Genomic DNA, 21,639 nt, shown 5'->3' with positions numbered 1-21,639 from the left:
CGCCCGCGAGCCTCCGGCGTACGGTGCGCACAGAGCGTTCCTGGAGGGGGGCGGTCATGCTCGGACCTGGGCCCGCGGCACGTCTGACGATCCATGTGTCCGGCTCGGCGCTGTGGCACCACAAGCCGCTGTACGCGGAGATCGTGCACCGCGCCCGCGCGTACGGACTCGCCGGCGCGAGCGTCTTGCACGCCACCCACGGCTTCGGCCCGCACCTCACCCTCCACGCGGACCGCACTTCCCGCCTCACCCGGCACGGCCCGTGCGCGGTCGTCATCGTGGACGACGAGACCCGCCTGCGGGCCTTCGCGGAGGAACTGCACGATGCACTGGGCGACACGGGCCTCGTGGTCCTGGACCGCGTGACGGTGTACCGCGCGGGCTGAGCCGAGTCCCGGCCGCCTCGGTTGCCCCGACCGGCCCAGCCCGCCCCGACCCCACAACCGCCGCCCGCCCGGGGACCGACGTGGCCGCAATCACGCCCCGCTCGTCCCGCTTCGCCGGGCCCCGCAGCAGGTGGCCGACTAGGATAAGCCGGTTGTTCGGACCAGTGCCGGACAAGACCGGGCAAACCAGGGGCGCGCCGGCACCACCCCCCTCGTGAGCCGTGGCCGCGACGATGGGAACCGATGGACGCCACCCGTACGAACGCCGAGCTCACCCTGCTCGAAACGGAGCTGACCGAAGAGTTCGGCGAACCGGCCCACTTCACGGCGGGACCGGCCGCGGCGCCCCGCACACTCGTCGACATCCTCGACGCGACCGTCCTCGCGCACGCCGAGGAGCTCGCGCTCGACGACGGCACCCGCCGCCTGACGTACCGCGCGCTGGCCGCCGAGGTGGAGCAGCTACGGTGCCGGCTGGACGAGGCGGGCGTAGGGCAGGGGGACCGGGTCGGGGTACGGGTGCCGAGCGGCACCAACGAGCTCTACATCGCGATCCTCGCCGTGCTCGCCGCCGGTGCCGCCTACGTCCCGGTCGACGCGGAGGACCCCGACGAGCGCGCCGAGTTGGTGTTCGGCGAAGCCGGCGTACGGACCGTGATCGGCGCCGGCCACGCCTTCACCGTCGACAAGCCCGCCGACGTCCCGGCGGCCCGCCCCGGCCTCGACGACGACGCGTGGATCATCTTCACATCCGGTTCGACGGGCAAGCCGAAGGGCGTCGCCGTCAGCAACCGCAGCGCCGCCGCGTTCGTCGACGCAGAGGCCGCGCTCTTCCTCACCGACGACCCGATCGGCCCCGGCGACCGGGTCATGGCCGGACTCTCCGTCGCCTTCGACGCCTCCTGCGAGGAGATGTGGCTCGCCTGGCGCTACGGCGCCTGCCTCGTGCCCGTGCCCCGCTCACAGGTCCGCAGCGGCGCCGACCTCGGCCCCTGGCTGGTCGAGCAGGAGATCACCGTCGTCTCCACCGTGCCCACGCTCGCCGCCCTGTGGGAGCCCGAGACCCTCGCCGACGTACGGCTGCTGATCTTCGGCGGCGAGGCCTTCCCGCCCGAACTCGCCCAGCGCCTCGTCACCGAGGGCCGCGAGGTCTGGAACACCTACGGCCCGACCGAGGCCACTGTCGTCGCCTGTGCCGCGCTGATGACCGGCGACGAGCCGATCCGTATCGGACTCCCGCTGAACGGCTGGGAACTGGCGGTCGTCGACGAGCAGGACCGGCCCGTCCCGACGGGCGAGAGCGGTCAACTTGTCATCGGCGGCGCGGGCCTGGCCCGCTACCTCGACCCGGAGAAGGACGCCGAGAAATACGCGCCGCTCGCCTCGATGGGCTGGCAGCGCGCCTACCGCAGCGGCGACCTCGTGAAGGCCGACCCCGAGGGCCTGATCTTCCTCGGCCGCGGCGACGAGCAGATCAAGCTCGGCGGGCGCCGCATCGAACTCGGCGAGGTCGACGCCGCCCTGCAGGCGCTGCCCGGCGTCGCGGGCGCGGCCGCCGCCGTGCGCACCGCGCGCAGCGGCAACCAGCTGCTCGTCGGCTACCTCGTCACCCAGGACGGCTTCGACCAGGCACGCGCCGTCGAGCGGCTGCGCGCCGAACTGCCCGCCGCCCTCGTCCCGTTGCTCGCCCCCGTCGCCGATCTGCCGACCCGCACCTCGGGCAAGGTCGACCGCAACGCGCTCCCGTGGCCGCTGCCCGACCTGGAGACATCCGCCAGGAGCGAGCAGCTGTACGGCACCGAGGCATGGCTCGCCGAGCAGTGGACCGAAACCCTCGGCATCCCGGTGACCAGCGCCGCGGACGACTTCTTTGCGATCGGCGGCACCAGCCTCGCAGCGGCCCGTCTCACCACGCGCCTGCGCGAGCGCTACCCCGCCGCGGCCGTGGTCGACATCTACGAGCGGCCCGTCCTGCGCAAGCTGGCCCGCCGCCTGGAGAAGTCCGTCCAGGACGACGGCACGGCGCGCGAGATCGCCCCGGTGCCGGTCAGCGCGCAGACCGCCCAGCTCCTGCTGACCATTCCGCTGTTCACGCTGAAGGGCCTGCGCTGGATGGTGGTGCTCGCCGCGCTCGGCAACGCACTGCATTGGTTCGGCGCCTACCCATGGGCGCCGGCCGCGTCCTGGTGGCTGATCGGCGCGGGCACCCTCGTCCTGTTCACCCCGCCCGGCCGCCTCGCCCTCGCGGCGGGCGGCGCCCGGCTGCTGCTCCGTGGCGTACAGCCCGGCACGTATCCGCGCGGCGGCAGCGTGCATCTGCGGCTGTGGACCGCGGAACGCCTCGCCGAATGCTCCGGCGCCACGTCCCTGACCGGCTCCTGGCTGGAGCGCTACGCCCGCGCGCTCGGCGCCAGGATCGGCCCGGACGTCGACCTGCACTCCCTGCCGCCGGTCACCGGGCTGCTCAAGCTCGGCCGCGGCTGCGCCGTGGAGACCGAAGTGGACCTGTCCGGGCACTGGCTGGACGGTGACCGACTGCACATCGGCAGCATCAAGGTCGGCGCCCGCGCCGTGGTCGGCACGCGCAGCATCCTGTTCCCGGGCGCCCGCGTCGGCAAGCGCGCCGAGGTCGCTCCCGGCTCCGCCGTGCACGGCCAGATCCCCACCGGGCAGCGGTGGGCCGGATCGCCCGCCGAGAAGCTCGGCAAGGCCAAGCGCGACTGGCCCGCCGAGCGCCCGCCGCGCGCCGTGCACTGGCGCGCGATGTACGGCCTGACGGGCATCGCGCTCAGCCTGCTGCCGGTCGCCGCCGCCGTGCCGGCGCTGCTCCTCGCCCAGGCCTTCGTGCCCGCGGACGCCTCCCTCGCCGCCGCCGTGCGCGGCGCCGCCCTTGCGCTCGTCCCCGCGACGCTCGCCTTCGGCCTCGCGTACGCCGTCCTGATCCTCATCGGCGTACGTCTCCTCAGCGTGGGCCTGCGCACCGGCACCCGGCCCACGCACAGCCGCATCGGCTGGCAGGCCTGGACCGTCACGCAGTTGATGGACCTCTCCCGGCAGACCCTCTTCCCGCTGTACGCGGGTCTCGTGACGCCCGTGTGGATGCGGCTGCTCGGGATGCGGATCGGCCGCGACGCCGAGGTCTCCACCGTGCTGGCGCTGCCGAGCCTCACCACGGTCGGCGACGGTGCGTTCCTCGCCGACGACACCCTCACCGCCCCGTACGAACTCGGCGGCGGCTGGGTGCGGATCGGCCGCGCCGAGATCGGCCGGCGCGCCTTCCTCGGCAACTCCGGGATGACCGCGCCGGGCCGCAGCGTGCCCGACGACGGGCTCGTCGGGGTCCTGTCGGCCACCCCGAAGAAGGCCAAGAAGGGCAGCTCCTACCTGGGGCTGCCGCCGGTGAAGCTGCCGCGCGCGGCGGCGGGCGCCGACGACAGCCGCACCTACGCGCCGCCGCCACGGCTCCGGCTGGCCCGCGCGCTGGTCGAGCTCTGCCGGATCGTCCCGGTGCTGTGCTCGGCCGCCCTGCTGGTGCTCACCGCCGGTCTGCTCAGCGCCCTCGCGACGTACGGGCTCTGGCTCGCCGCCCTGCTGAGCGGCCTTGTGCTGCTCGCCGCCGGAGCGCTCGCCTGTCTGCTGTCCATTGCCGCCAAGTGGGCGCTCGTCGGGCGTCACCGCACGGGCGAGCACCCGCTGTGGTGCGGCTTCGTGTGGCGCAACGAACTCGCCGACACCTTCGTGGAGATGCTGGCCGTCCCATGGCTGGCCGGTTCCGTCCCCGGCACCCCCGTCATGAACCTGTGGCTGCGGGGCCTCGGCGCCCGGATCGGCCGGGGCGTGTGGTGCGAGAGTTACTGGCTGCCGGAGACCGATCTGGTCACCCTCGAAGCCGCCACCAGCGTGAACCGCGGCTGCGTCCTGCAGACGCACCTCTTCCACGATCGGATCTTGCGGACGGATACTGTGGTCCTCCGCGAGGGCGCCACGTTGGGCCCGGGCGGAATCGTGCTGCCCGGCAGCGAGGTCGGCGCGCGCAGCACGCTGGGCCCCGCGTCGCTGGTGATGGCGGGTGAGTCGCTGCCGGCGGACACCCGCTGGCTCGGCAACCCGATCGAGGCCTGGCGCGCCTGAGCGCGGCGTCGGACGGTGCGGGCCGCCGAGGCGGCACCGCCGACCGAGCGACAGGGCAGGGAGCACAGCAGGCGTGAGCGGGCACCAGAAGGCGGCAGCGGACCCCTACTTCCCGGACAACGGAGACCTCCGCTACCGGGTGCACCGCTACGAGCTGGACCTCGACTACCGCCCCGGACCCAACCGCCTCTCCGGCACGGCCCGGATCAGCGCGATCGCGGGCCGTGCACCGGTCGGTGAGTTCCAGCTGAACCTCGGGGACTTCCGGATCGGCCGGATCCGCGTCGACGGGCGCGCCGCCCACTACACGCACCGCGGCGGGCGGCTGCGGATCAAGCCCTCGAAGTCCCTGCCCGCGGGCAAGGCGTTCACGGTCGATGTGCACTACTCGGGCAACCCCAAGCCCGTGAACAGCCCCTGGGGCGGCCTCGGCTGGGAGGAGCTGACCGACGGCGCGCTCGTCGCCAGCCAGCCGGTCGGCGCGCCCTCGTGGTACCCCTGCAACGACCGGCCCGCCGACAAGGCCGCGTACCAGATCTCGGTGACCACACCCTCGGCGTACCAGGTCGTCATCGGCGGCCGGCTGCTCACCCGTACCACCAAGTCCTCGACCACGACCTGGCTGTTCGAGCAGCCGGCGCCCACCCCGAGCTATCTGGTGGGCCTGTCCATCGGCAAGTACCAGACGGCGCTGCTCGGTGACGGCGGGCTCGGCGGCGTGCCGCAGACGGGGCACTTCCCGGCGCATCTGCTCGCCCCGTTCTCGCGGGACTTCGCCCGCCAGCCGCAGATGATGACGCTGTTCGAGGACCTTTTCGGGCCGTACCCGTTCGCGGAGTACGCGGTGGTGGTGACCGACGAGGAGCTGGACGTGCCGGTCGAGGCCCAGGGGCTCTCGCTCTTCGGCACGAACCATGTGGACGGGGCGCGCGGCTCGGAGCGCCTGGTCGCGCACGAACTCGCGCACCAGTGGTTCGGCAACAGCGTCACCATCGCCGACTGGCGGCACATCTGGCTCAACGAAGGACTCGCGAAATACGCGGAGTGGCTCTGGTCGGAGCGTTCCGGCGGGCGGATGGCGCAGGAACTGGCCGCGGTCGCCCACCGGTTGCTCGCGAGCCGCCCGCAGGACCTGGTGCTCGCCGACCCCGGCCGCAAGCTCATGTTCGACGACCGGCTCTACGAGCGCGGTGGCCTCGCGATCCACGCGATCCGCTGTGCGCTCGGCGACGTGGCCTTCTTCAAGATGCTGCGCTCCTGGCCCACGCTGCACCGCGGCGGTGTCGTGACCACGCGGATGTTCACGGCCCACGTCGAGCGGCACGCGGACCGTCCCCTGGACGAGCTGTTCCAGGCCTGGCTGTACGAGGGGCGGCTGCCGCAACTGCCCGTGCAGTGACGGGAGCCGAGGTCCGGGACGGCCGAGGGGAACGGACCGAGGCCGCCGTACGTCCCACAGGCGGCACGGAACGGCATCCGGTCCGCGGAACCCTTCGAGGGGCGGCGTCATGCGCACACGACAACTCCTGGGCGTCCTCGCCCTGCTGGCGCTCCTCGCGTCCTGCGGGGAGAGCGGCGGCGACGCCGGTCCGCCGCGGGAACGCGTGGTGCCCGAGGACCGGGCACGGCAGGTCGCCGAGGCATGGCGCGGCTCGGACGCGGCCGAACAGTGGCGTACGGGCTTCTTCCCGCTGCAGGAGCTGGTCAGGATCCCCGACGACGCCTGGCACACCGGCGACGACAAGCGTGCCTACGCGGCCGCCCGCTTCACGACCGAGGGCGACCTGCCCGGCGGGAGTGGCCGCGGCCGTATCACCTGGACATCCGGCGGAACGCCCCTGGACGTCGAGGTCGTCCCCGCTGACCGCACGCTCGACCTGCTCGGCCGCAGCGAACAGCCCGGCAAAGGTCCGCGGCTCACGGTCACCGGGGCCCGGCTCGACCGCCTGGAAGTGCTGACCAGCCGCGGCCCGGCACAGGTGCCCGCGTGGCACTACACGGTGAAGGGATACGGGAAACCGCTGATCCGGGCCGCCGTCGCGGCCGACGCCGTGGCAAAGGCGCCGATCGGACCGCTCCTCGAGGAGTCCGACCGTCAGCGGCCGCTTGAGGGACTCAAGTCCGTTGCGGGGGACGGCCGTTCACTCACAGTTCTCGCGGGCCACGGCGCCTGCGACGACGGACCGGCCGTCACGACGCTCGAAACCGACGAGAGCGTGGTCCTGTCCGCGTCGGTGCGCGGCGCCGACGACGGGCCGTGTACCGCGCAACTCCTGGTCGAGGAGCTCACGGTGCGGCTGCAGCGGCCGCTGGGCGAGCGCGTCCTGCTGGACGCGTTCACCGGCGTCCCCGTCGAACTCAAGGCCCGGCACACGGCCGGGTGACGGGTGGGGAGCCCGGCGGGACGGGCTCCCCACCCCCTGGTTCAGCCCGCTGCCTTGCGCAGCGCGTCGATGCAGGCCGTCAGCGCGCTCTGCAGCTCCTCAAGGCGCTGCACCATGTCCTCCTCGTAGAACTCGCCCGCGTCGGCGTCGTCGAAGGTCAGCTCCTCGAAGACCTTCGTGGCCTTGCCGATGCTGGAGTAGAACTTCGTGCGCCGCTCGGTGATCCGCAGCTCGGGATCCGCGTCCACGGTCTCCTGGATCAGCGTCTTCACCGTGCCGTACGCCTCGGCCGCCCACTCACCGGCCTCCTCGCCCTCGTCCAGCTCGTCGAGCAGCGACAGATGGCGCTCGGCCTCCTGGCGCAGCTCCGCCGGGGCGTCGATCATCTGGCCCGCGGGTGTCTTGACCTGGCCGCCCTCGGCGACCTGGCGGACGTACTCGATGCGGTCGGAGACCTTCGACTCCCCGGCGACAGCCTTCTTCAGCTCCTCGCGCGAGGCCACATCGCGGGCCAGCGCGCCGCGCAGCTCCTCGTCGTCGTCGATCCGGTCGAGGAGCGCGGAGCGGGCGGCAGCCGCGGTGGAGGGGTCGGCGAGGATCGCGGCGCGCAGTGCGGTCGGGTTCTCGGCGACTTCCAGCGCCTTCGTCGGGCGGATGCCCTCGGCCTCGGCGGCCGCGGTGATCGCCGTGCCGCGCACCGACTGGGCGCTGGAGCGCGAGCTGTAGTAGCTCAACCACACGTCGGCTTCCGGGAGTTCCACCTCGACGCCCGGCTGCAGCGTCTCGAACTGCGGGACCAGGCCGTCGTCCGCCGCGAGGTCCCAGGCCTTGTAGAAGCGCATCACGCGCTCCGGCGAGCAGCCCGCGAGCTCCGCGAACCGCTTCGCCGACACCTTGGTGCTCTCGTCGGCGCCCTGACCGCCCGGGCGGACGCTGCGCGCCACCTTCAGGGCGAAGGTCCAGCCACCGGTCCGCGCATAGGCGCCGAACTCCCGCGCGTCCCGCGCGATCGTCTCCGGTGCGTCCGTCTCCGGTGCGTCCGTCGCCGGTACGTCGAAGGCCTCGGCGCTCGCGTCGGTCTGTGCGGGCACTTCCTGTGCGGGCACTTCGGGGGCGGGAATGGCAAGCGTCACCGGTGCGTCTCCTGCGGGTCGTACGGAACAGGGCACCCGCCGCGGCGGCGCGGCGGGCAAACCCGCAGCATATCGGGCGGACGGGGCACGGCGTGCAGCACACACGGCGTGCCCCTGCGCCCCGGTCCGGCTGCGGAGCCGACCTTTCCCCGCCCCCAGCCCTGCGGCGGGCGGTAGATTCGGCCTGTCGATCTTCGACCGCCGGACGGCGCTACTGGGGGGCACGTGGACTGGGGCACGCTCATCGCCGCCGTCAGCGGCGGCACGCTGGCCGTGGCCGGCACCGTACTCGCCGATCATCAGCGCCGCCGGCATGAGCGGGACCAGGGAGTGGGGGAGCGGCGCCGGGCGATCTACCTGGAGTTCATCGCGGCCGCCGGGGTCTGCCACGCCGCGCTGCGCGCGCTGGACCCGGCGGACGACGACGTGGCGGCCAAGGCGCGCGCGGCGCTGGCCGACTGCGGGATCTACGAGGCGCGCGAGCGGCTCTACATCGACGCGAGCGCCGCCGTGGCGGGCGCCGGACAGAAGATGTTCGAGCAACTGAGCGCACTGCAAAGGGTGGTGGGTTCCGGCGCCCACCCGGACTCCGTTCCGTATCACGACGCCTACCACCGCTACATAGGGTCCGTCTGGGCCTACCGGGTCGCAGTCCGCGGTGAGTTGGACGGCAAGGCACTGGAGCCCGGCGAGTTCGGCTGGAAGCGCTGGGACGCGCGCGACCGCTGCGAGCTCTGCGCGCCTGGCGCGTAGCGGGCGCCGGGGAGACGCTGGGCACGCCCTCAGGGGTGCTTGCACGCACCCTTGAGGGCCTTGTCCACCGCGTTGCGTGGCCCGTACACCGCGATGCCCACGAGATCGAGCTGATCGCCGGGGACGGCGCGGACCGCCGCGTGGTTGTCGCGGTCGTTGCCGGTGGCGAACAGGTCCGAGGTGAACACGGCCACCTTCAGGCCACGTGCCAGTGCCTTGCCGTGCGCGGCGGTCATGGTCTCCTTGCTCCCCTCGAAGACCATCACGGGCTGCCGGAACATCGGCAGATACCCGGTCCCGTCGGCGTCCGCGTACGGCTCTCCGATCACCTCGGCCACCTCGCTGCCGAGGCCGCTGACCAGGAACGCCGTCACGTTCAAGCGCTGCCAGGTCTCCAGGTCCTCGCGCAGCACCACCGCGATCTTCGTGTCGAACCGTACGGGGGCGGCCGTGGGGTTTCCAGGGGTTTCCGTCTGCTTGTCCATGCCCTGAGACTGCCGAACGGGCGCGGCCGCGGTCTTGTACGTTCCTTGCATGGGGACCACGCCGACCGCACCCGAGGGCCTGCGGCCCGCGCCCGGTCAGCACATCACCGCGTGGCGGCCCCAGGTCGAGGGTGTCGTGGAGGTCTTCCACGCGCGGTTCACGGAGCACGCGTACCCGATGCATGTGCATGACGCGTGGGCGCTCCTGATCGTCGACGAGGGCGCGGTCCGCTACGACCTCGACCGCCATGAGCACGGCATCCCGAGTGACACGGTCTCGCTGCTGCCCCCGCACGTCCCGCACAACGGATCCGCCGCCACCCCGGGGGGCTTCCGCAAACGGGTCCTCTACTTCGACGAGTCCCTGCTGGACCGGTCGCTGATCGGCGCAGCGGTCGACAGCCCGGACCTGCGCGATCCCGTGCTGCGCCACCGCATCGGCCAACTCCACACAGCGCTCGCGAGCCCGGGCGACACCCTGGAGGCCGCGAGCCGCCTCGCGCTGATCGGCGAGCGGCTGCGCGGCCATCTCAGCCCTCGGCTGCTCACCGCCGCACGCCCCACCGACCGCACCCTCGCCCACCGCCTGCGGGAACTCCTCGACGCGCGACAGGTCGAGGGGATCGCCCTGGAGGAGGCGGCGCGGCTCCTGGGTGCGCATCCGACGCATCTCATCCGCGCCTTCAGCGCCGCGTTCGGCATCGCACCGCACCAGTACCTGATGTCCCGCCGCATCGACCACGCCCGCCGGCTGCTCCTGTCCGGCCATGCGCCGGGCGAGACCGCAGTGACGGCCGGGTTCTACGACCAGCCGCATCTCACCCGGCACTTCAAGCGCGTGGTCGGCACCACCCCGGGCCGCTACGCGCGCTCGCGCGCCTGAGCCGCCCTCGACTCGCGCGCCTGAACCGCCCTCACGCGGAGGCGAGTTCGAGGAGCCGGGCCGCCAGGTGCTCGATCCGCTCGTGCCACGCCTCGCGCGCCTGCCGCGGATCCATGCCGTCCACGGTGAGCACCAGCCGCGCCCCGTGCCCCGTACCCGCACCGAATTCCCAGCGCACCAGCTCACCCGTGGACGCCCGGTAGGCGAGCAGCTCGGGCTCCCGCGCCTGAGTCACGCTGCCCTGCTCGAACCTGGGAGCCGTGAAGCCCGACGGGACGGCGGACCCTTCGGCCACCGGTCGGCCCGCGGCCAGCTCGGCCCACACGGCCTCGGCCGGGCGCAGCAGCTGGCGCTCGAAGCGGACCGTGGTGCCCTGGATCTCGCCCCCGCCCAGATCGAACTGCTCCAGATACGCCTCGTGCAGGTCGCCCTTGTCCGCGTCCACGTCGACCGGCTCGGAGTCCAGGATCTGGCCGAGCGCGGTGAGGCACAGATGCCAGCCGGAGGCGAAACTGGCCCCGCCGAAGCGGTCGCCGAAGGTGTGCGTGAGGGTGAGCAGGGAGCCCTCGCCCTCCGGGGTGATCTCCCAGCGCAGATGGTCCTCGCCCCACTCGAAGGCGAAGACCCGCGGCTCCTCGGCGTCGGTGACACGCCCCGTCATGCCGGGCCCGTCGTCGCCGGGGAAGTGGAAGCCCATCGCGCCTCCGGGCTTCAGCTCCACGGTCACCTCGGACGGGAACCACTGGGCGAGCTGCGCCGGTTCGGTGACCGCCGCCCAGACGGCGGCCGGGGGATGGGCGAACCGGCGGCGCATCACGAGGGCGGTGCGGCCGTCGCCGGTGGTGAGGGTGTCGGCTTCGGGGTTCATGACGGATCGTCCTCCGACTGGTCCAGATGGCGTTCGAGGCGGTCGAGGCTCACCGACCACAGGTGGCGGTAGTGGGCGAGCCAGGCGTCGAGCTCGGCGAGCGGCTCGGGCCGCAGCTCGTACCAGCGGCGCTGCGCGTCCTGCCGCACCCGCACCAGACCGGCCTCGCGCAGCACCCGCAGATGCTTGGAGGTGCCGGGCTGGCTCAGGCCGAGCTCCACGGTCAGTTCGCCGACCAGGCGCGGCCGCTCCAGGAGCAGATCGAGGATGCGGCGGCGCTGCGGCTCGGCGAGCACGTCGAACGGTATGGGCATATCTCGAACATACCTTGGTGGTTATATAACTGCAACGGCATGGAGGGGGTGTGGGGCGGCGGGCGGTCCATCCGGCGTAACTCAGCGCGAAGCCGACCGCCCGGGCACGGCAGCGTGAAAGGACACGGCCGCACCGAGACGGAGCCCTCGCATGATCGACGACGTTCCCACCGCACCCCCGGTCCGCGACTGGCCCGCGCAGGACCTGGCCGGGATGGACTTCGACCCGGTCCTCGGCGAACTGATGGACGCCGGGCCGTTGCACCGCATCCGCCTCCCGCACGGCGAGGGCTGGGCCTGGCTCGTGACCCGCTATGAGGACGTACGGATGATCACCAACGACGCGCGGTTCGTGCGCGGGCCGGTGACCGAGCGTCAGATCACCCGGCTCGCCCCGCACTTCAAGCCCAAGCCCGGCTCACTCGCCTTCGCCGACGGCGCCGACCACCACCGGCTGCGCCGCGTCGTCGCCCCCGCGTTCACGGCGGCAGGCGTGGAGCGCGTCCGCCGCAAGGCGCAGCCCATGCTCGACGGCCTGGTCGACGCGCTGCTCGACACCGGACCGCCCGCCGACCTCGTGGAACGGGTCCTCGGCCCGTTCCCGGTCGCGGTCGTCTGCGAGGCGATGGGGGTGCCTCCCGGCGACCGGGCCGAGCTCACCGAGTGGACCGACCGGATCGTCTTCCCCGCCGCCGACCCGCGCACCACCGGCCAGGTGAAGGAGCAGCTGTACGCCTGGCTCGCCGAGGCCATCCGCGAGCGGCAGGACTCCGGGGGCGAGGACATCCTGTCGCTGCTCGGAGCGGCCGTGGCGCGGGGCGAGCTCACCGCCGAGGAGGCCGCCGGCGTGGCCGGGCCGCTGCAGATCGGCGGCGAGGCCGTCACCAACAACACCGGTCAGATGCTGTACCTCCTGATGACCCGGCCCGCGCTGCTCGACCGGCTCACCGCCGATCCGTCGCTGCGCCCGCGCGCCCTGGACGAACTCCTGCGCTACATCCCGCACCGCAGCGCCGTCGGCCTCGCCCGGATCGCCACCGAGGACCTCGATCTGCACGGCCACCGCATCCGCGCGGGCGAACCGGTCTACGTCTCCTATCTCGCCGCCAACCGCGACCCCGACGTCTTCCCCGCCCCCGAGGAGATCGACTTCGACCGGGCCGCCAACCCGCATGTCTCCTTCGGCTTCGGCACCCACTACTGCACCGGCGGCCTGCTCGCCCGCCTGCAGATCGACCTCCTGATGAACACGCTCCTCGACCGCCTCCCCGGCCTGCGCCTGGCCGTACCGCCGCAGGAGGTGAGCTGGCGCCGCAACGCGCTCATCCGCGGACCGCACCAACTCCCCGTCACGTGGCAGGAGTAGCGTCGGCCGTCATGGAGGTCACCCGCCGCCCCGCCCCGCCCACCGGTCTGCGCCGCGCGCTCTTCCGTGCCCCGATCCAGCTCTACCGGATGGGGCTCGGTGTCCTGGTGCCCAGTCGTCTGCTGCTGCTGCGGCACATCGGCCGTGCGTCGGGGCAGGAGCGGCAGGTGGTGATCGAGGTCGTCGAGCATGAGCGGGCCACCGGCTCGTACATCGTGTGCTCGGGCTTCGGCCCGAAGGCCCAGTGGTACCGCAATCTGCTCGCGCACCCTGCCGTCACCATCCAGGTCGGTGCGCGCCGGATCCCGGTCACCGCCGAGCCGCTCGGCGCCGACGAGGGAGGCGCGTTCATGGCCGACTACGCGGCCCGGCATCCGCGCGCCGCACGCAAGCTGGTGAAGTTCATGGGCTTCGCGGTCGACGGCACGCTCGCGGACTACCGCGCCGCCGGGCGCGAGCTGCCCTTTGTACGGATGCGCCCGCGCTGATTCTCCCGAAGGCACCCACCGACCCCGTTCTCTGACTAGAGTCAGAGAATGGATGCAGAGTCGATCGCCCAGGTCCGCCGCTTCAACCGCACCGTCGGTGAGCGCATCGGAGTGCTGCACGACCACTTCCTCGGCACCGCGCGGCCCGTCGGCGAGGCGCGGCTCCTGTGGGAGGTGGGGGAGGAGGGCCGGGACGTACGGCGGCTGCGGGACCGTCTCGGGCTCGACTCGGGGTACGTGAGCCGTCTGCTCCGCTCGCTGGAGCGGGACGGCCTGGTCACCGTGCAACCGCAGGAGCACGACCGGCGCGTACGGACCGTGCGGCTGACCGCCGAGGGCCGCAAGGAGCGGGCGGTCCTCGACCGACGCAGCGACGAGCTGGCCGAGTTGATCCTCGCCTCGCTCAACGAGCGGCAGCGCACCCGGCTCACGGAGGCCATGGCGGAGGTGGACCGGCTGCTCACCGCCGGCACCGTGAGCGTGGAGGAGCTCGACCCCGGCCATCCGGACGCGGTGGCCTGCCTCACCGCGTACTTCGAGGAACTCGCCGAACGCTTCGAGGAGGGCTTCGACGCCGCGCTCAGCGCCGTGCCCGACGCCGGAGCGCTCGGACCGCCGCACGGGGTGTTCGTGGTGGCCCGGCTGCGCGGCGAACCCGTCGGCTGCGGCGGCGTCCACCTCGAAGGCGACGAACCCCCGTACATCAAGCGCATGTGGGTGGCGAAGGAGGCGCGCGGCCTCGGTCTCGGGCGCAGGCTGCTCGCGGAACTCGAAGGGTACGCGGCGCGCTCAGGGGCACGCAGCGTGCGCCTGGAGACCAACGGCGAGCTGCGCGAGGCCATGGCGCTCTACCGGTCGGCGGGCTACGAGGAGGTACCGGCCTTCAACGACGAGCACTACGCACACCACTGGTTCGAGAAACGCCTCGACTCCTGAGTGCTTCGAGAGACGTCCGACCCCTAGGAGACGCTCGCCGGTGTGCGCTCCGCGAGGCCGTGCTGCAGCTCCTCCGCGAGCAGTTGCTTGGAGATGGTGTCCACGGCCGTCCGCAGCTCGGGACCCGCAGGGCGGCCGCTGTCCGTCTCGACCTGGTCGGCCAGCCAGTCCGCCCAGGCCTTCTCGATCGTCCCCGCCTCGCGTTCGCCCGCCGGCGTGAGCGAGAGCAGGCTGCCGTCGCGGGTCACATAGCCCTCCTCGACCATACGGTCGTAGACCGGGAGCACCACTTCGGGCGGTACGCCCTTCGCACGGCCGATCAGTCCGAGGCTGGCATGGCCGACCATGCGGGTCATCAGCGCCACCTGTGTCACCGCCCAGGCGCCCGCCATGTCGAGCCGGGTGTCCGAGGATTCCACGACCCGGCGGGCGTCGGCGAGCCCCTTCGTCTTGAACACCTTGCCGACGGCCAGTTCGAGCAGCCGCTGCGAATCCGCGTTGGCGGCCGGTGCCGAGAAGCCCTCGCCCATGTCGGCGGAGGCCGAGCGTGCCGTGTCGCGCAGCCGGACCTCCTTGAGGAACAGCGCGATCACGAAGCTGAGCAGGGCGACCGGTACGGTCCACAGGAACACCGACTGCAGCGTCTCCGCATACGACTCGATGATCGGCGCCGCCTGTTCCGCGGGCAGCGCGTGCAGCCCTTGCGGACTGTTCGCGGCCTCGGCCGCCTGCGCCGGATCCGCCCCGGCGCGCGCCGCGGCCGCGATGCCGTCCCGCAGGTTCGGCTCCAGGGTGTTGGCGTAGATCGTGCCGAACACGGCGGTCCCGAAGGCGCTGCCGAGCGTACGGAAGAAGGTCACGCCCGAGGTGGCCGTACCGAGGTCCGCGTACTCCACGGTGTTCTGCACCGCGATCGTCAGGACCTGCATGCACAGCCCGATCCCGACACCGAGCACGAACATGTACAGCGACTCCAGCCAGGCGCTCGTGCTCGCCGACATCAGCGACATCAGGAACAGGCCGAGCGTCATCACCGCCGAGCCGATGATGGGGAACACCCGGTAGCGGCCCGTCTTGCTGACCACGTTGCCGCTGTAGACCGACGCGAGCAGCAGACCGAGGACCAGCGGCAGGGTCCGCACGCCCGAGACGGTGGCCGAGTCGCCGTCCACGTACTGCAGATAGATCGGCAGGAAGGTCATCGCGCCGAGCATCGCGAAGCCCACGATGAAGCTGAGGACCGAGCAGACCGTGAACACCGGGTTGGCGAACAGGCGCATCGGCAGCATCGGCTGGGCCGCCCGCGTCTCCACGACGGCGAACAGGGCGAGCGCGAGGGCGCCGCCCACGAACAGGCCGATGATGACGCCGGAACCCCAGGCGTACTCGTTGCCGCCCCAGCTCGTCGCCAGGATCAGCGCGCTCGCACCGGCCGCGACCAGCGCGATGCCGAGATAGTCGATGACCGGTTTCGCAGCCGAGCGGACGCTCGGGATGGTGCGCGCCGCCGCGATCACCACCGCGATCGCGATCGGCACGTTGACGTAGAACGCCCAGCGCCAGGACAGATGGTCCGTGAACAGACCGCCGAGCAGCGGCCCGATGACCGTCGAGACACCGAAGACCGCGCCGATCGCACCCTGGTACTTGCCGCGCTCGCGCAGCGGGATCACATCGGCGATCAGCGCCATCGCGGTCACCATCAGACCGCCCGCGCCGATGCCCTGGATCCCGCGGAAGAGGACCAGCATCAGCATGTTCCCGGCGAGGCCGCACAGGAACGAGCCGAGGATGAAGACGATCGCCGACACCTGGAAGACGATCTTCCGGCCGAAGAGGTCGCCGAACTTGCCGACCAGGACGGTCGACACGGTCTCCGCGAGCAGATACGCGGTGACCACCCACGACATGTGCGCACCGCCGCCGAGATCCGAGACGATCGTGGGCAGCGCGGTGCCGACGATCGTCTGGTCGAGCGCGGCGAGCAGCACGCCCAGCATGATCGTGACGAAGACGATGTTGCGGGTGCGGGTGTCGAGGACCGGCGGTGCGGCGGCCGGCGCGGGCGGGTTCTCGGTGGCTGCGGTCACTCTGTCACTGTCGTGGCCGCGCCAGGCAGGTGCATGCGCGGTAGGCCGAACAGGCGACGGCGGTTGGATACGGGGCAAGCCCTGCGGGCCGCTGCGGAGCCGGATCCTGCGGGCCGCTGCGGACCCGGTCCTGTGGACCACTCTCAGTCCGCGTGGATCGCCGCCTCGATCTCCTCCTTCAGTGCCCGCCGCGCCTTCGCCTGCCCGTGCGGCGTCTCGATCACCACCTGGTGCACGGTTCCCGTCCAGGGCGCCGGCGGCCCGTAGCCGTCGTCGACCGGCAGTCCGCGGTCCCGGCCCACGCACAGGCCCGTACCCCCGTGCTGGAAGGTGAACGGGAACGGGCCGCCCAAGGCGCAGCTCGCCACCTCCTTCTCGTCCACGAGCAGCGTGTACGTCAGCGCGTCGGCGTCGAAGCGGACGCCGAGCGAGCACCGGCCCGCCGCCAGCGGACCGGGCGCGGTCACCCGGTCCAGGTCGCCGGCGCGCGAGCAGGCGAAGACGAGCCGTCCCTCGGCGGCGTAGAGCGCGAAGCCGCCGGTGAGGTCCCCGAGCGCGCACAGCACCCCGGACGCGCCCTCCTTGGGCACCTCGGCGTCGACGGTCAGCGTGAAACCGCCGAAGAGCAGCGGCAGCGCCTCGTCGTGGACGGGCGAGCCGCCCGGCAGATACACCCCGCGGTCCGGGATCGGCCACGCGGGCCCGATCATCGCCCCGAGCCGTTCCTGCATCCGGTCGTCCAGCGGCAGCACCTGGTTCGCCGCCGCCTCCTCGTCCCAGCGCGCCGCGAGCTTCCGGACGACATCGGGGTGTTCGTCGGCGAGATCGTGCGCCTCCGCGAAGTCCTCCGCGAAACGGAACAGGGACCAGCGGTCGGCCGCGAAGTCACGGCTGCCGGGCAGCAGCCGCTCCTCGTCGGCCACGCCGTGCGACACATGGTCGGTGGTGGCCTTCCAGCCGTCGTGCACGATCGAGCGGGAGCCCAGCATCTCGAAGTACTGCGTCCCACGGGGCGCGGGCGCCGAGGGATCCTCCAGGACACCCAGCAGGCTCCGCCCGTCGAACGGCTCCTGCGCCACTCCGTCGACCTGCTCGGGCCGCTCGACGCCGCACGCCTCCAGGATCGTCGGCATCAGGTCCACCGCGTGCGCGAACTGCCCGCGCAGCGCGCCCTGTTCGCGGATCCGCCGCGGCCAGTGCGCGATCAGGGGCGCCCGCGTGCCGCCCAGCCAGGTGTAGCGCTTCCACAGCCGCAGCGGAGTGTTCCCGGCCCAGGCCCAGCCCCACGCGTAGTGCGGATACGTGGACGGGCCGCCCCAGTCCTCGTACGCCGCGAGATTGGCCTCGACGGTGTCGCCGGAGCGGGCCGTGAACCGGTGCTCGTTGGGGGTGCCGAGCTGTCCGCCCTCGGCGCTGGCACCGTTGTCGGACAGAACCAGCACCAGGGTGTTGTCCAGGCGCCCGATCCGCTCCAGATAGTCCAGGACCCGGCCGATCTGCGCGTCGGTGTGGCTGAGGAAGCCCGCGTACACCTCCTGCATCCGGGAGAACAACCGCCGCTGGTCGTCCGGGAGTTCACGCCAGTCGGGAATCCATGGCGGCCGCTCGGAGAGCGTCGTCCCCTCGGGTACCACCCCGGCCGCCGTCTGCCGCGCGAAGGTCTCCTCGCGCCAGCGCTCCCAGCCCTGGTCGAAGCGGCCGCGGTAGCGCGCGGTCCACTCGGGGGCGACATGGTGCGGGGCGTGCATCGCGCCGAGCGGGAAGTACAGGAAGAACGGCTTGTCCGGGGTGGCCTGGTGCTGGTCCTGGATCATCCGGACCGCACTGTCGGCGAGGTCCTCGCTGAGGTGGTAGCCGTCGCCGGGCCCGGCGGGCGGCTCGGTGTAGTGGTTGTCGCGCACCAGGTGGGGCGCCCAGTGGTTGGTGTCGCCCTGCAGGAAGCCGTAGTACCGCTCGAAGCCGTAGCCGAGCGGCCAGCGGTCGAAGGGGCCGGACGCCGTCCGTTCCCAGCGCGGGGTGAGGTGCCACTTGCCGACGGCGAGTGTCGAGTACCCGGCGTCGCGCAGGACGCGCGGCAGCGGCGCCGCGGACTTCGGCAGCCGGGCCGTGTAGCCCGGGTACGAGATCGGCAGGTCGACGAGGAAGCCCATGCCGACCGCGTGGTGGTTGCGGCCGGTCAGCAGGCTCGCCCGGGTCGGCGAGCACATCGCGGTCACATGGAAGCGGTTGAACCGCAGCCCGCCGGCGGCCAGCCGGTCCATGTGCGGGGTCTCCATGTCGGAGCCGTAGCAGCCGAGTTGGGCAAAGCCGAGGTCGTCGAGGACGATCACCACGACGTCGGGGGAGCCGGGGGCGGGGCGCGGGGAGCTCTCGGGCCGGTGCACGGCGGCAGTGTGGGGTGCGGGGCCGGACATCACAAGGCTCATGGCAAGGCTCATGACAAGGCCCGGTGGCACGGGCCGGGGTCCGACGGCCTCGTCACCGGTTCGGCCCAGTTCAACTGGGGGCCCACCCGGGGCGCGGGGAGATGGTGAGTGCACGCATTCGCGTACCCCGGCGACCACAGAAGGGCCCCTCATGGCGACGATCTGCAGACCTGCGGTCTCTGTTCCCGAACACGTGATCACCATGGAGCAGACGCTCGACCTGGCCCGTGAGCTCCACTCCGACCACGCCCAGCTGGAACTCGCCCTGCGCCTGATAGAGAACACCGGGGTCAAGGAGCGCCACATCGTCCAGCCGATCGAGGAGACGCTGCGCCACCCCGGGTTCGAGCACCGCAACGCCGTCTACGAGGCCGAGGCCAAGCGGCGCGTGCCCGAGGTGATACGCCGGGCGCTCGCGGACGCCGAACTCCGCACCCAGGACATCGACGTGATCATCTACGTCTCCTGCACCGGCTTCATGATGCCGTCCCTGACGGCCTGGCTGATCAACCGGATGGACTTCCGCAGCGACACCCGCCAGATCCCCATCGCGCAGCTCGGCTGCGCCGCGGGCGGCGCCGCCGTCAACCGTGCCCACGACTTCTGCACGGCCTACCCGGACGCCAACGCGCTCATCGTGTCCTGCGAGTTCTGCTCGCTCTGCTACCAGCCCACCGACCTCGGCGTCGGCAATCTGCTCTCCAACGGGCTTTTCGGCGACGGCATCGCGGCCGCCGTCGTGCGCGGCACCGGCGGCACCGGCATCACCCTGGAGCGCAACGCCTCCTACCTCGTCCCGGACACCGAGACCTGGATCGCGTACGAGGTCCGCTCCACCGGTTTCCACTTCCAGCTCGACAAGCGGGTCCCGGGCACGATGGAACCGCTGGCCCCCGCGCTCAAGGAGATGGCGGGCCAACACGGCTGGGACGCGGCGCAGTTGGACTTCTACATCATCCACGCGGGCGGACCGCGCATCCTCGACGACCTGAGCAAGTTCCTCGGCGTCGCACCGGAGGCCTTCCGCTTCAGCCGCGCCACGCTCACGGAGTACGGCAACATCGCCAGCGCCGTCGTCCTCGACGCACTGCGCCGGCTCTTCGAGGAAGGCGGCGCCCACGAGGCCGCCACCGGGCTGCTCGCCGGGTTCGGACCCGGGATCACCGCCGAGATGTCCCTCGGCCGGTGGTCACGATGACGACGGTCACCACGACCCCGCCGGTACGGGACTGGCCGGCGCCCGAGCTCAGGGGCACCGACTTCGACCCGGTGCTCGCCGAGCTGATGCAGGAAGGCCCGGTCACCCGGATCCGGCTGCCGCACGGCGAGGGCTGGGCCTGGCTGCTGACCCGGCTCGACGACGTCAAGCTCGTCACCAACGACGCCCGCTTCAGCCGCGCCGCCGTCATGGAACGCGACGTGACCCGGCTCGCCCCGCACTTCATCCCCAGCAAGGACGCCGTCGGCGTCCAGGACCCGCCGCACCACACGACATTGCGCCGCGCCGTCGCGCCCGCGTTCACCAGCAGGGGAGTGGAGCGGCTGCGCGGCCGCGCCCAGGCCATGCTCGACGAGCTGATCGACGCCATGCTCGCCGACGGTTCGCCGGCCGACCTGACCGAGCGGGTCCTCGCCCCGTTCCCGCTCGCCGTCGTCTGCGAGGTGATGGGGGTGCCCGAGGCCGACCGGCCGCGGATGCACGAGTGGACCGTGCGGATCCTGTCCTCCGCCGAAGGCGCCGAGCGCAGCGAGGAGGCCAAGGGCGCGATGTGCGGCTACTTCGCGGAGCGGCTGCGCGAGCGGCCGGACGTCGGGAGCGCGCTCGGACCGGCCGAAGGCGACAGCGTGCTCGGACCGCCCGACGGCGACAGCGTGCTCGGGCTGCTCGCCGCCGCCGTCGCCCGCGGCGAGGTCAGCACCTCCGAGGCGGTCGGCCTGGCGCTGCTCATCCAGATCGGCGGCGAGGCCGTCACCAACAACACCGGCAACATGGTCTATCTCCTGCTGACCAGGCCCGAGTTGGCGGACCGGCTGCGCACCGACCCGGCGCTGCGGCCCTCCGCGATCGACGAACTCCTGCGCTACATCCCGCACCGCAACTCGGTGGGCCTGTCCCGGATCGCCATGGAGGACGTCACGATCCGGGGCGTCGACATCGCGGCCGGCGACGCCGTGTACGTCTCGTATCTCGCGGCGAACCGCGACCCGGAGGTCTTCCCCGACCCCGACACCCTCGACTTCACGCGCTCGCCCAACCCCCATGTGGCCTTCGGCCACGGCCCGCACTACTGCGTCGGCGGGATGCTCGCGCGGCTGGAGTCGGAGCTGATCATCTCCACCCTGCTCGACCGTCTCCCGCACCTCGCGCTCGCGGTCCCGGAGGACGAACTGCGCTGGCGGCCCGGTGCGTTGATCCGCGGACCCGAGGGATTGCCGGTGACCTGGTGACCGCGGCGGTGCCCCGCGAGGGCCTTCTCGTGCCCGCAGGGCAGGGGCGCACGCTGCAGGTGCCCGCGCACGAGGTCACCTTCAAGGTCACCGGCGAGCACTCCAGCGTGGCCTCCAGCTTCGAGGTGGTGGTACCGCCGGGCTTCGACGTCGGCGCCCATGTGCACACCCGCAGCGAGGAGCTCTTCTACGTCCTAGAAGGCGAACTCGACGTCCTCGCCTTCGAACCGAGGATCCGTACGAAGGACGACTGGAGCGAGTGGCGTTCGCTCAGCGGCACCGGCACGGTACGCGCCACGGCGGGCACTGTCATCGTCGTACCGCCGGGCTGCCCGCACGCGTTCGCCAACCGCACGGACACCCCGGCGAAGATGTTCTTCCAGGCCTCGCCGCCGCCCGACCACGAGCGCTACTTCGAGGAACTCCTCGAACTCCTGCGCTCGGGCGGCCCGGTGGACGAGACGGAGATCGCCGCGCTGCGGGCGCGCTACGACATCGAGCAGCTGACGCCGATGCGGCACGGGTGAGGCCGGCGTGGGGGCAGCGGT

At 72.4% G+C, this 21,639-nt stretch carries 18 protein-coding genes; 12 read left to right on the top strand and 6 right to left on the bottom strand.

All coding sequences use genetic code 11. The annotated features are described in order from the left end of the window. Positions 1-56 precede the first annotated feature (56 nt). From ACIBI4_RS05795 to ACIBI4_RS05780, 4 genes are all read left to right on the top strand, one after another. On the top strand, positions 57-386 hold the full coding sequence (locus ACIBI4_RS05795; RefSeq protein WP_399202348.1) for a DUF190 domain-containing protein: 330 nt from the start codon (positions 57-59) through the stop codon (positions 384-386). A 243-nt stretch (positions 387-629) separates the two neighbouring features. Further along, complete coding sequence (locus tag ACIBI4_RS05790) at positions 630-4,517, top strand: Pls/PosA family non-ribosomal peptide synthetase (protein ID WP_399202347.1); 3,888 nt, start codon at positions 630-632, stop codon at positions 4,515-4,517. A 73-nt stretch (positions 4,518-4,590) separates the two neighbouring features. Then, positions 4,591-5,916, top strand: a complete 1,326-nt coding sequence (locus ACIBI4_RS05785; protein ID WP_399202346.1) for a M1 family metallopeptidase — start codon at positions 4,591-4,593, stop codon at positions 5,914-5,916. A 109-nt stretch (positions 5,917-6,025) separates the two neighbouring features. Further along, on the top strand, positions 6,026-6,901 hold the full coding sequence (locus ACIBI4_RS05780) for a hypothetical protein (RefSeq protein ID WP_399202345.1): 876 nt from the start codon (positions 6,026-6,028) through the stop codon (positions 6,899-6,901). 41 nt (positions 6,902-6,942) lie between these two features. Here ACIBI4_RS05780 and ACIBI4_RS05775 read toward each other — a convergent pair whose 3' ends face one another. Further along, positions 6,943-8,034 carry a hypothetical protein gene (locus ACIBI4_RS05775; RefSeq protein WP_399202344.1) on the bottom strand — a complete coding sequence of 364 codons (1,092 nt, stop codon included), beginning with the start codon at positions 8,032-8,034 and terminating at the stop codon, positions 6,943-6,945. Between the two features lie 225 nt (positions 8,035-8,259). On the opposite strand from ACIBI4_RS05775, the gene ACIBI4_RS05770 reads away from it, so the two are divergent. Beyond that, on the top strand, positions 8,260-8,787 hold the full coding sequence (locus tag ACIBI4_RS05770) for a CchlQ (RefSeq protein ID WP_399202342.1): 528 nt from the start codon (positions 8,260-8,262) through the stop codon (positions 8,785-8,787). A gap of 29 nt (positions 8,788-8,816) precedes the next feature. Here ACIBI4_RS05770 and ACIBI4_RS05765 read toward each other — a convergent pair whose 3' ends face one another. Beyond that, positions 8,817-9,272, bottom strand: a complete 456-nt coding sequence (locus tag ACIBI4_RS05765) for a DUF2000 family protein (protein WP_399202340.1) — start codon at positions 9,270-9,272, stop codon at positions 8,817-8,819. A 49-nt stretch (positions 9,273-9,321) separates the two neighbouring features. Here ACIBI4_RS05765 and ACIBI4_RS05760 point away from each other — a divergent pair, with 49 nt between their 5' ends. After that, positions 9,322-10,155, top strand: coding sequence for an AraC family transcriptional regulator (locus ACIBI4_RS05760; RefSeq protein WP_399202339.1), 834 nt, complete (start codon positions 9,322-9,324; stop codon positions 10,153-10,155). Positions 10,156-10,186: 31 nt separating this feature from the next. Here the strand turns inward: ACIBI4_RS05760 and ACIBI4_RS05755 are convergent, their stop codons facing one another. Together ACIBI4_RS05755 and ACIBI4_RS05750 are read right to left on the bottom strand one after the other, a co-directional pair. After that, the gene (locus tag ACIBI4_RS05755; protein WP_399202338.1) at positions 10,187-11,023 is read right to left on the bottom strand and encodes an SRPBCC family protein; all 837 of its coding nucleotides are present in this window, start codon (positions 11,021-11,023) and stop codon (positions 10,187-10,189) included. Continuing rightward, positions 11,020-11,337, bottom strand: coding sequence for an ArsR/SmtB family transcription factor (locus ACIBI4_RS05750; RefSeq protein ID WP_399202337.1), 318 nt, complete (start codon positions 11,335-11,337; stop codon positions 11,020-11,022). Before ACIBI4_RS05750 ends, ACIBI4_RS05755 begins: the two co-directional genes overlap by 4 nt. Positions 11,338-11,488: 151 nt before the next feature. Here ACIBI4_RS05750 and ACIBI4_RS05745 point away from each other — a divergent pair, with 151 nt between their 5' ends. The 3 genes from ACIBI4_RS05745 to ACIBI4_RS05735 are packed head-to-tail and all read left to right on the top strand — an operon-like array spanning position 11,489 to position 14,127. Continuing rightward, positions 11,489-12,703, top strand: a complete 1,215-nt coding sequence (locus ACIBI4_RS05745) for a cytochrome P450 (RefSeq protein ID WP_399202336.1) — start codon at positions 11,489-11,491, stop codon at positions 12,701-12,703. 11 nt (positions 12,704-12,714) lie between these two features. Beyond that, positions 12,715-13,191 carry a nitroreductase family deazaflavin-dependent oxidoreductase gene (locus ACIBI4_RS05740; protein ID WP_399202335.1) on the top strand — a complete coding sequence of 159 codons (477 nt, stop codon included), beginning with the start codon at positions 12,715-12,717 and terminating at the stop codon, positions 13,189-13,191. 48 nt (positions 13,192-13,239) lie between these two features. After that, on the top strand, positions 13,240-14,127 hold the full coding sequence (locus ACIBI4_RS05735) for a GNAT family N-acetyltransferase (RefSeq protein ID WP_399202334.1): 888 nt from the start codon (positions 13,240-13,242) through the stop codon (positions 14,125-14,127). Positions 14,128-14,150: 23 nt separating this feature from the next. Here the strand turns inward: ACIBI4_RS05735 and ACIBI4_RS05730 are convergent, their stop codons facing one another. Together ACIBI4_RS05730 and ACIBI4_RS05725 are read right to left on the bottom strand one after the other, a co-directional pair. Then, the gene (locus ACIBI4_RS05730; protein WP_399202333.1) at positions 14,151-16,217 is read right to left on the bottom strand and encodes an MDR family MFS transporter; all 2,067 of its coding nucleotides are present in this window, start codon (positions 16,215-16,217) and stop codon (positions 14,151-14,153) included. A gap of 143 nt (positions 16,218-16,360) precedes the next feature. Then, positions 16,361-18,643 carry an arylsulfatase gene (locus ACIBI4_RS05725; protein ID WP_399202332.1) on the bottom strand — a complete coding sequence of 761 codons (2,283 nt, stop codon included), beginning with the start codon at positions 18,641-18,643 and terminating at the stop codon, positions 16,361-16,363. A gap of 151 nt (positions 18,644-18,794) precedes the next feature. On the opposite strand from ACIBI4_RS05725, the gene ACIBI4_RS05720 reads away from it, so the two are divergent. The 3 genes from ACIBI4_RS05720 to ACIBI4_RS05710 are packed head-to-tail and all read left to right on the top strand — an operon-like array spanning position 18,795 to position 21,618. Beyond that, positions 18,795-19,841: a type III polyketide synthase gene (locus ACIBI4_RS05720; RefSeq protein WP_399202331.1), complete on the top strand. Its 1,047-nt coding sequence runs from the start codon at positions 18,795-18,797 to the stop codon at positions 19,839-19,841. Continuing rightward, a complete protein-coding gene (locus ACIBI4_RS05715) occupies positions 19,838-21,091 on the top strand; it encodes a cytochrome P450 (RefSeq protein WP_399202330.1) in 1,254 nt (417 codons plus the stop codon). Before ACIBI4_RS05720 ends, ACIBI4_RS05715 begins: the two co-directional genes overlap by 4 nt. Beyond that, positions 21,085-21,618, top strand: coding sequence for a cupin domain-containing protein (locus ACIBI4_RS05710; protein ID WP_399202651.1), 534 nt, complete (start codon positions 21,085-21,087; stop codon positions 21,616-21,618). The genes ACIBI4_RS05715 and ACIBI4_RS05710 overlap by 7 nt, the downstream gene beginning before the upstream one ends. The last annotated feature ends 21 nt before the right edge of the window (positions 21,619-21,639 follow it).

The sequence above is a fragment of the Streptomyces sp. NPDC050418 genome (assembly GCF_044458745.1).
In the GTDB taxonomy this organism is placed as follows: domain Bacteria; phylum Actinomycetota; class Actinomycetes; order Streptomycetales; family Streptomycetaceae; genus Streptomyces.
This window is presented reverse-complemented; position numbering and strand designations above follow the sequence as displayed.

Coding starts and splice junctions, on each gene's coding strand:
- ACIBI4_RS05795 (WP_399202348.1), top strand. CDS start 57: ATGCTCGGACCTGGGCCCGCGGCACGTCTGACGATCCATGTGTCCGGC.
- ACIBI4_RS05790 (WP_399202347.1), top strand. CDS start 630: ATGGACGCCACCCGTACGAACGCCGAGCTCACCCTGCTCGAAACGGAG.
- ACIBI4_RS05780 (WP_399202345.1), top strand. CDS start 6,026: ATGCGCACACGACAACTCCTGGGCGTCCTCGCCCTGCTGGCGCTCCTC.
- ACIBI4_RS05765 (WP_399202340.1), bottom strand. CDS start 9,272: ATGGACAAGCAGACGGAAACCCCTGGAAACCCCACGGCCGCCCCCGTA.
- ACIBI4_RS05760 (WP_399202339.1), top strand. CDS start 9,322: ATGGGGACCACGCCGACCGCACCCGAGGGCCTGCGGCCCGCGCCCGGT.
- ACIBI4_RS05755 (WP_399202338.1), bottom strand. CDS start 11,023: ATGAACCCCGAAGCCGACACCCTCACCACCGGCGACGGCCGCACCGCC.
- ACIBI4_RS05750 (WP_399202337.1), bottom strand. CDS start 11,337: ATGCCCATACCGTTCGACGTGCTCGCCGAGCCGCAGCGCCGCCGCATC.
- ACIBI4_RS05745 (WP_399202336.1), top strand. CDS start 11,489: ATGATCGACGACGTTCCCACCGCACCCCCGGTCCGCGACTGGCCCGCG.
- ACIBI4_RS05740 (WP_399202335.1), top strand. CDS start 12,715: ATGGAGGTCACCCGCCGCCCCGCCCCGCCCACCGGTCTGCGCCGCGCG.
- ACIBI4_RS05735 (WP_399202334.1), top strand. CDS start 13,240: ATGGATGCAGAGTCGATCGCCCAGGTCCGCCGCTTCAACCGCACCGTC.
- ACIBI4_RS05725 (WP_399202332.1), bottom strand. CDS start 18,643: ATGAGCCTTGTGATGTCCGGCCCCGCACCCCACACTGCCGCCGTGCAC.
- ACIBI4_RS05720 (WP_399202331.1), top strand. CDS start 18,795: ATGGCGACGATCTGCAGACCTGCGGTCTCTGTTCCCGAACACGTGATC.
- ACIBI4_RS05715 (WP_399202330.1), top strand. CDS start 19,838: ATGACGACGGTCACCACGACCCCGCCGGTACGGGACTGGCCGGCGCCC.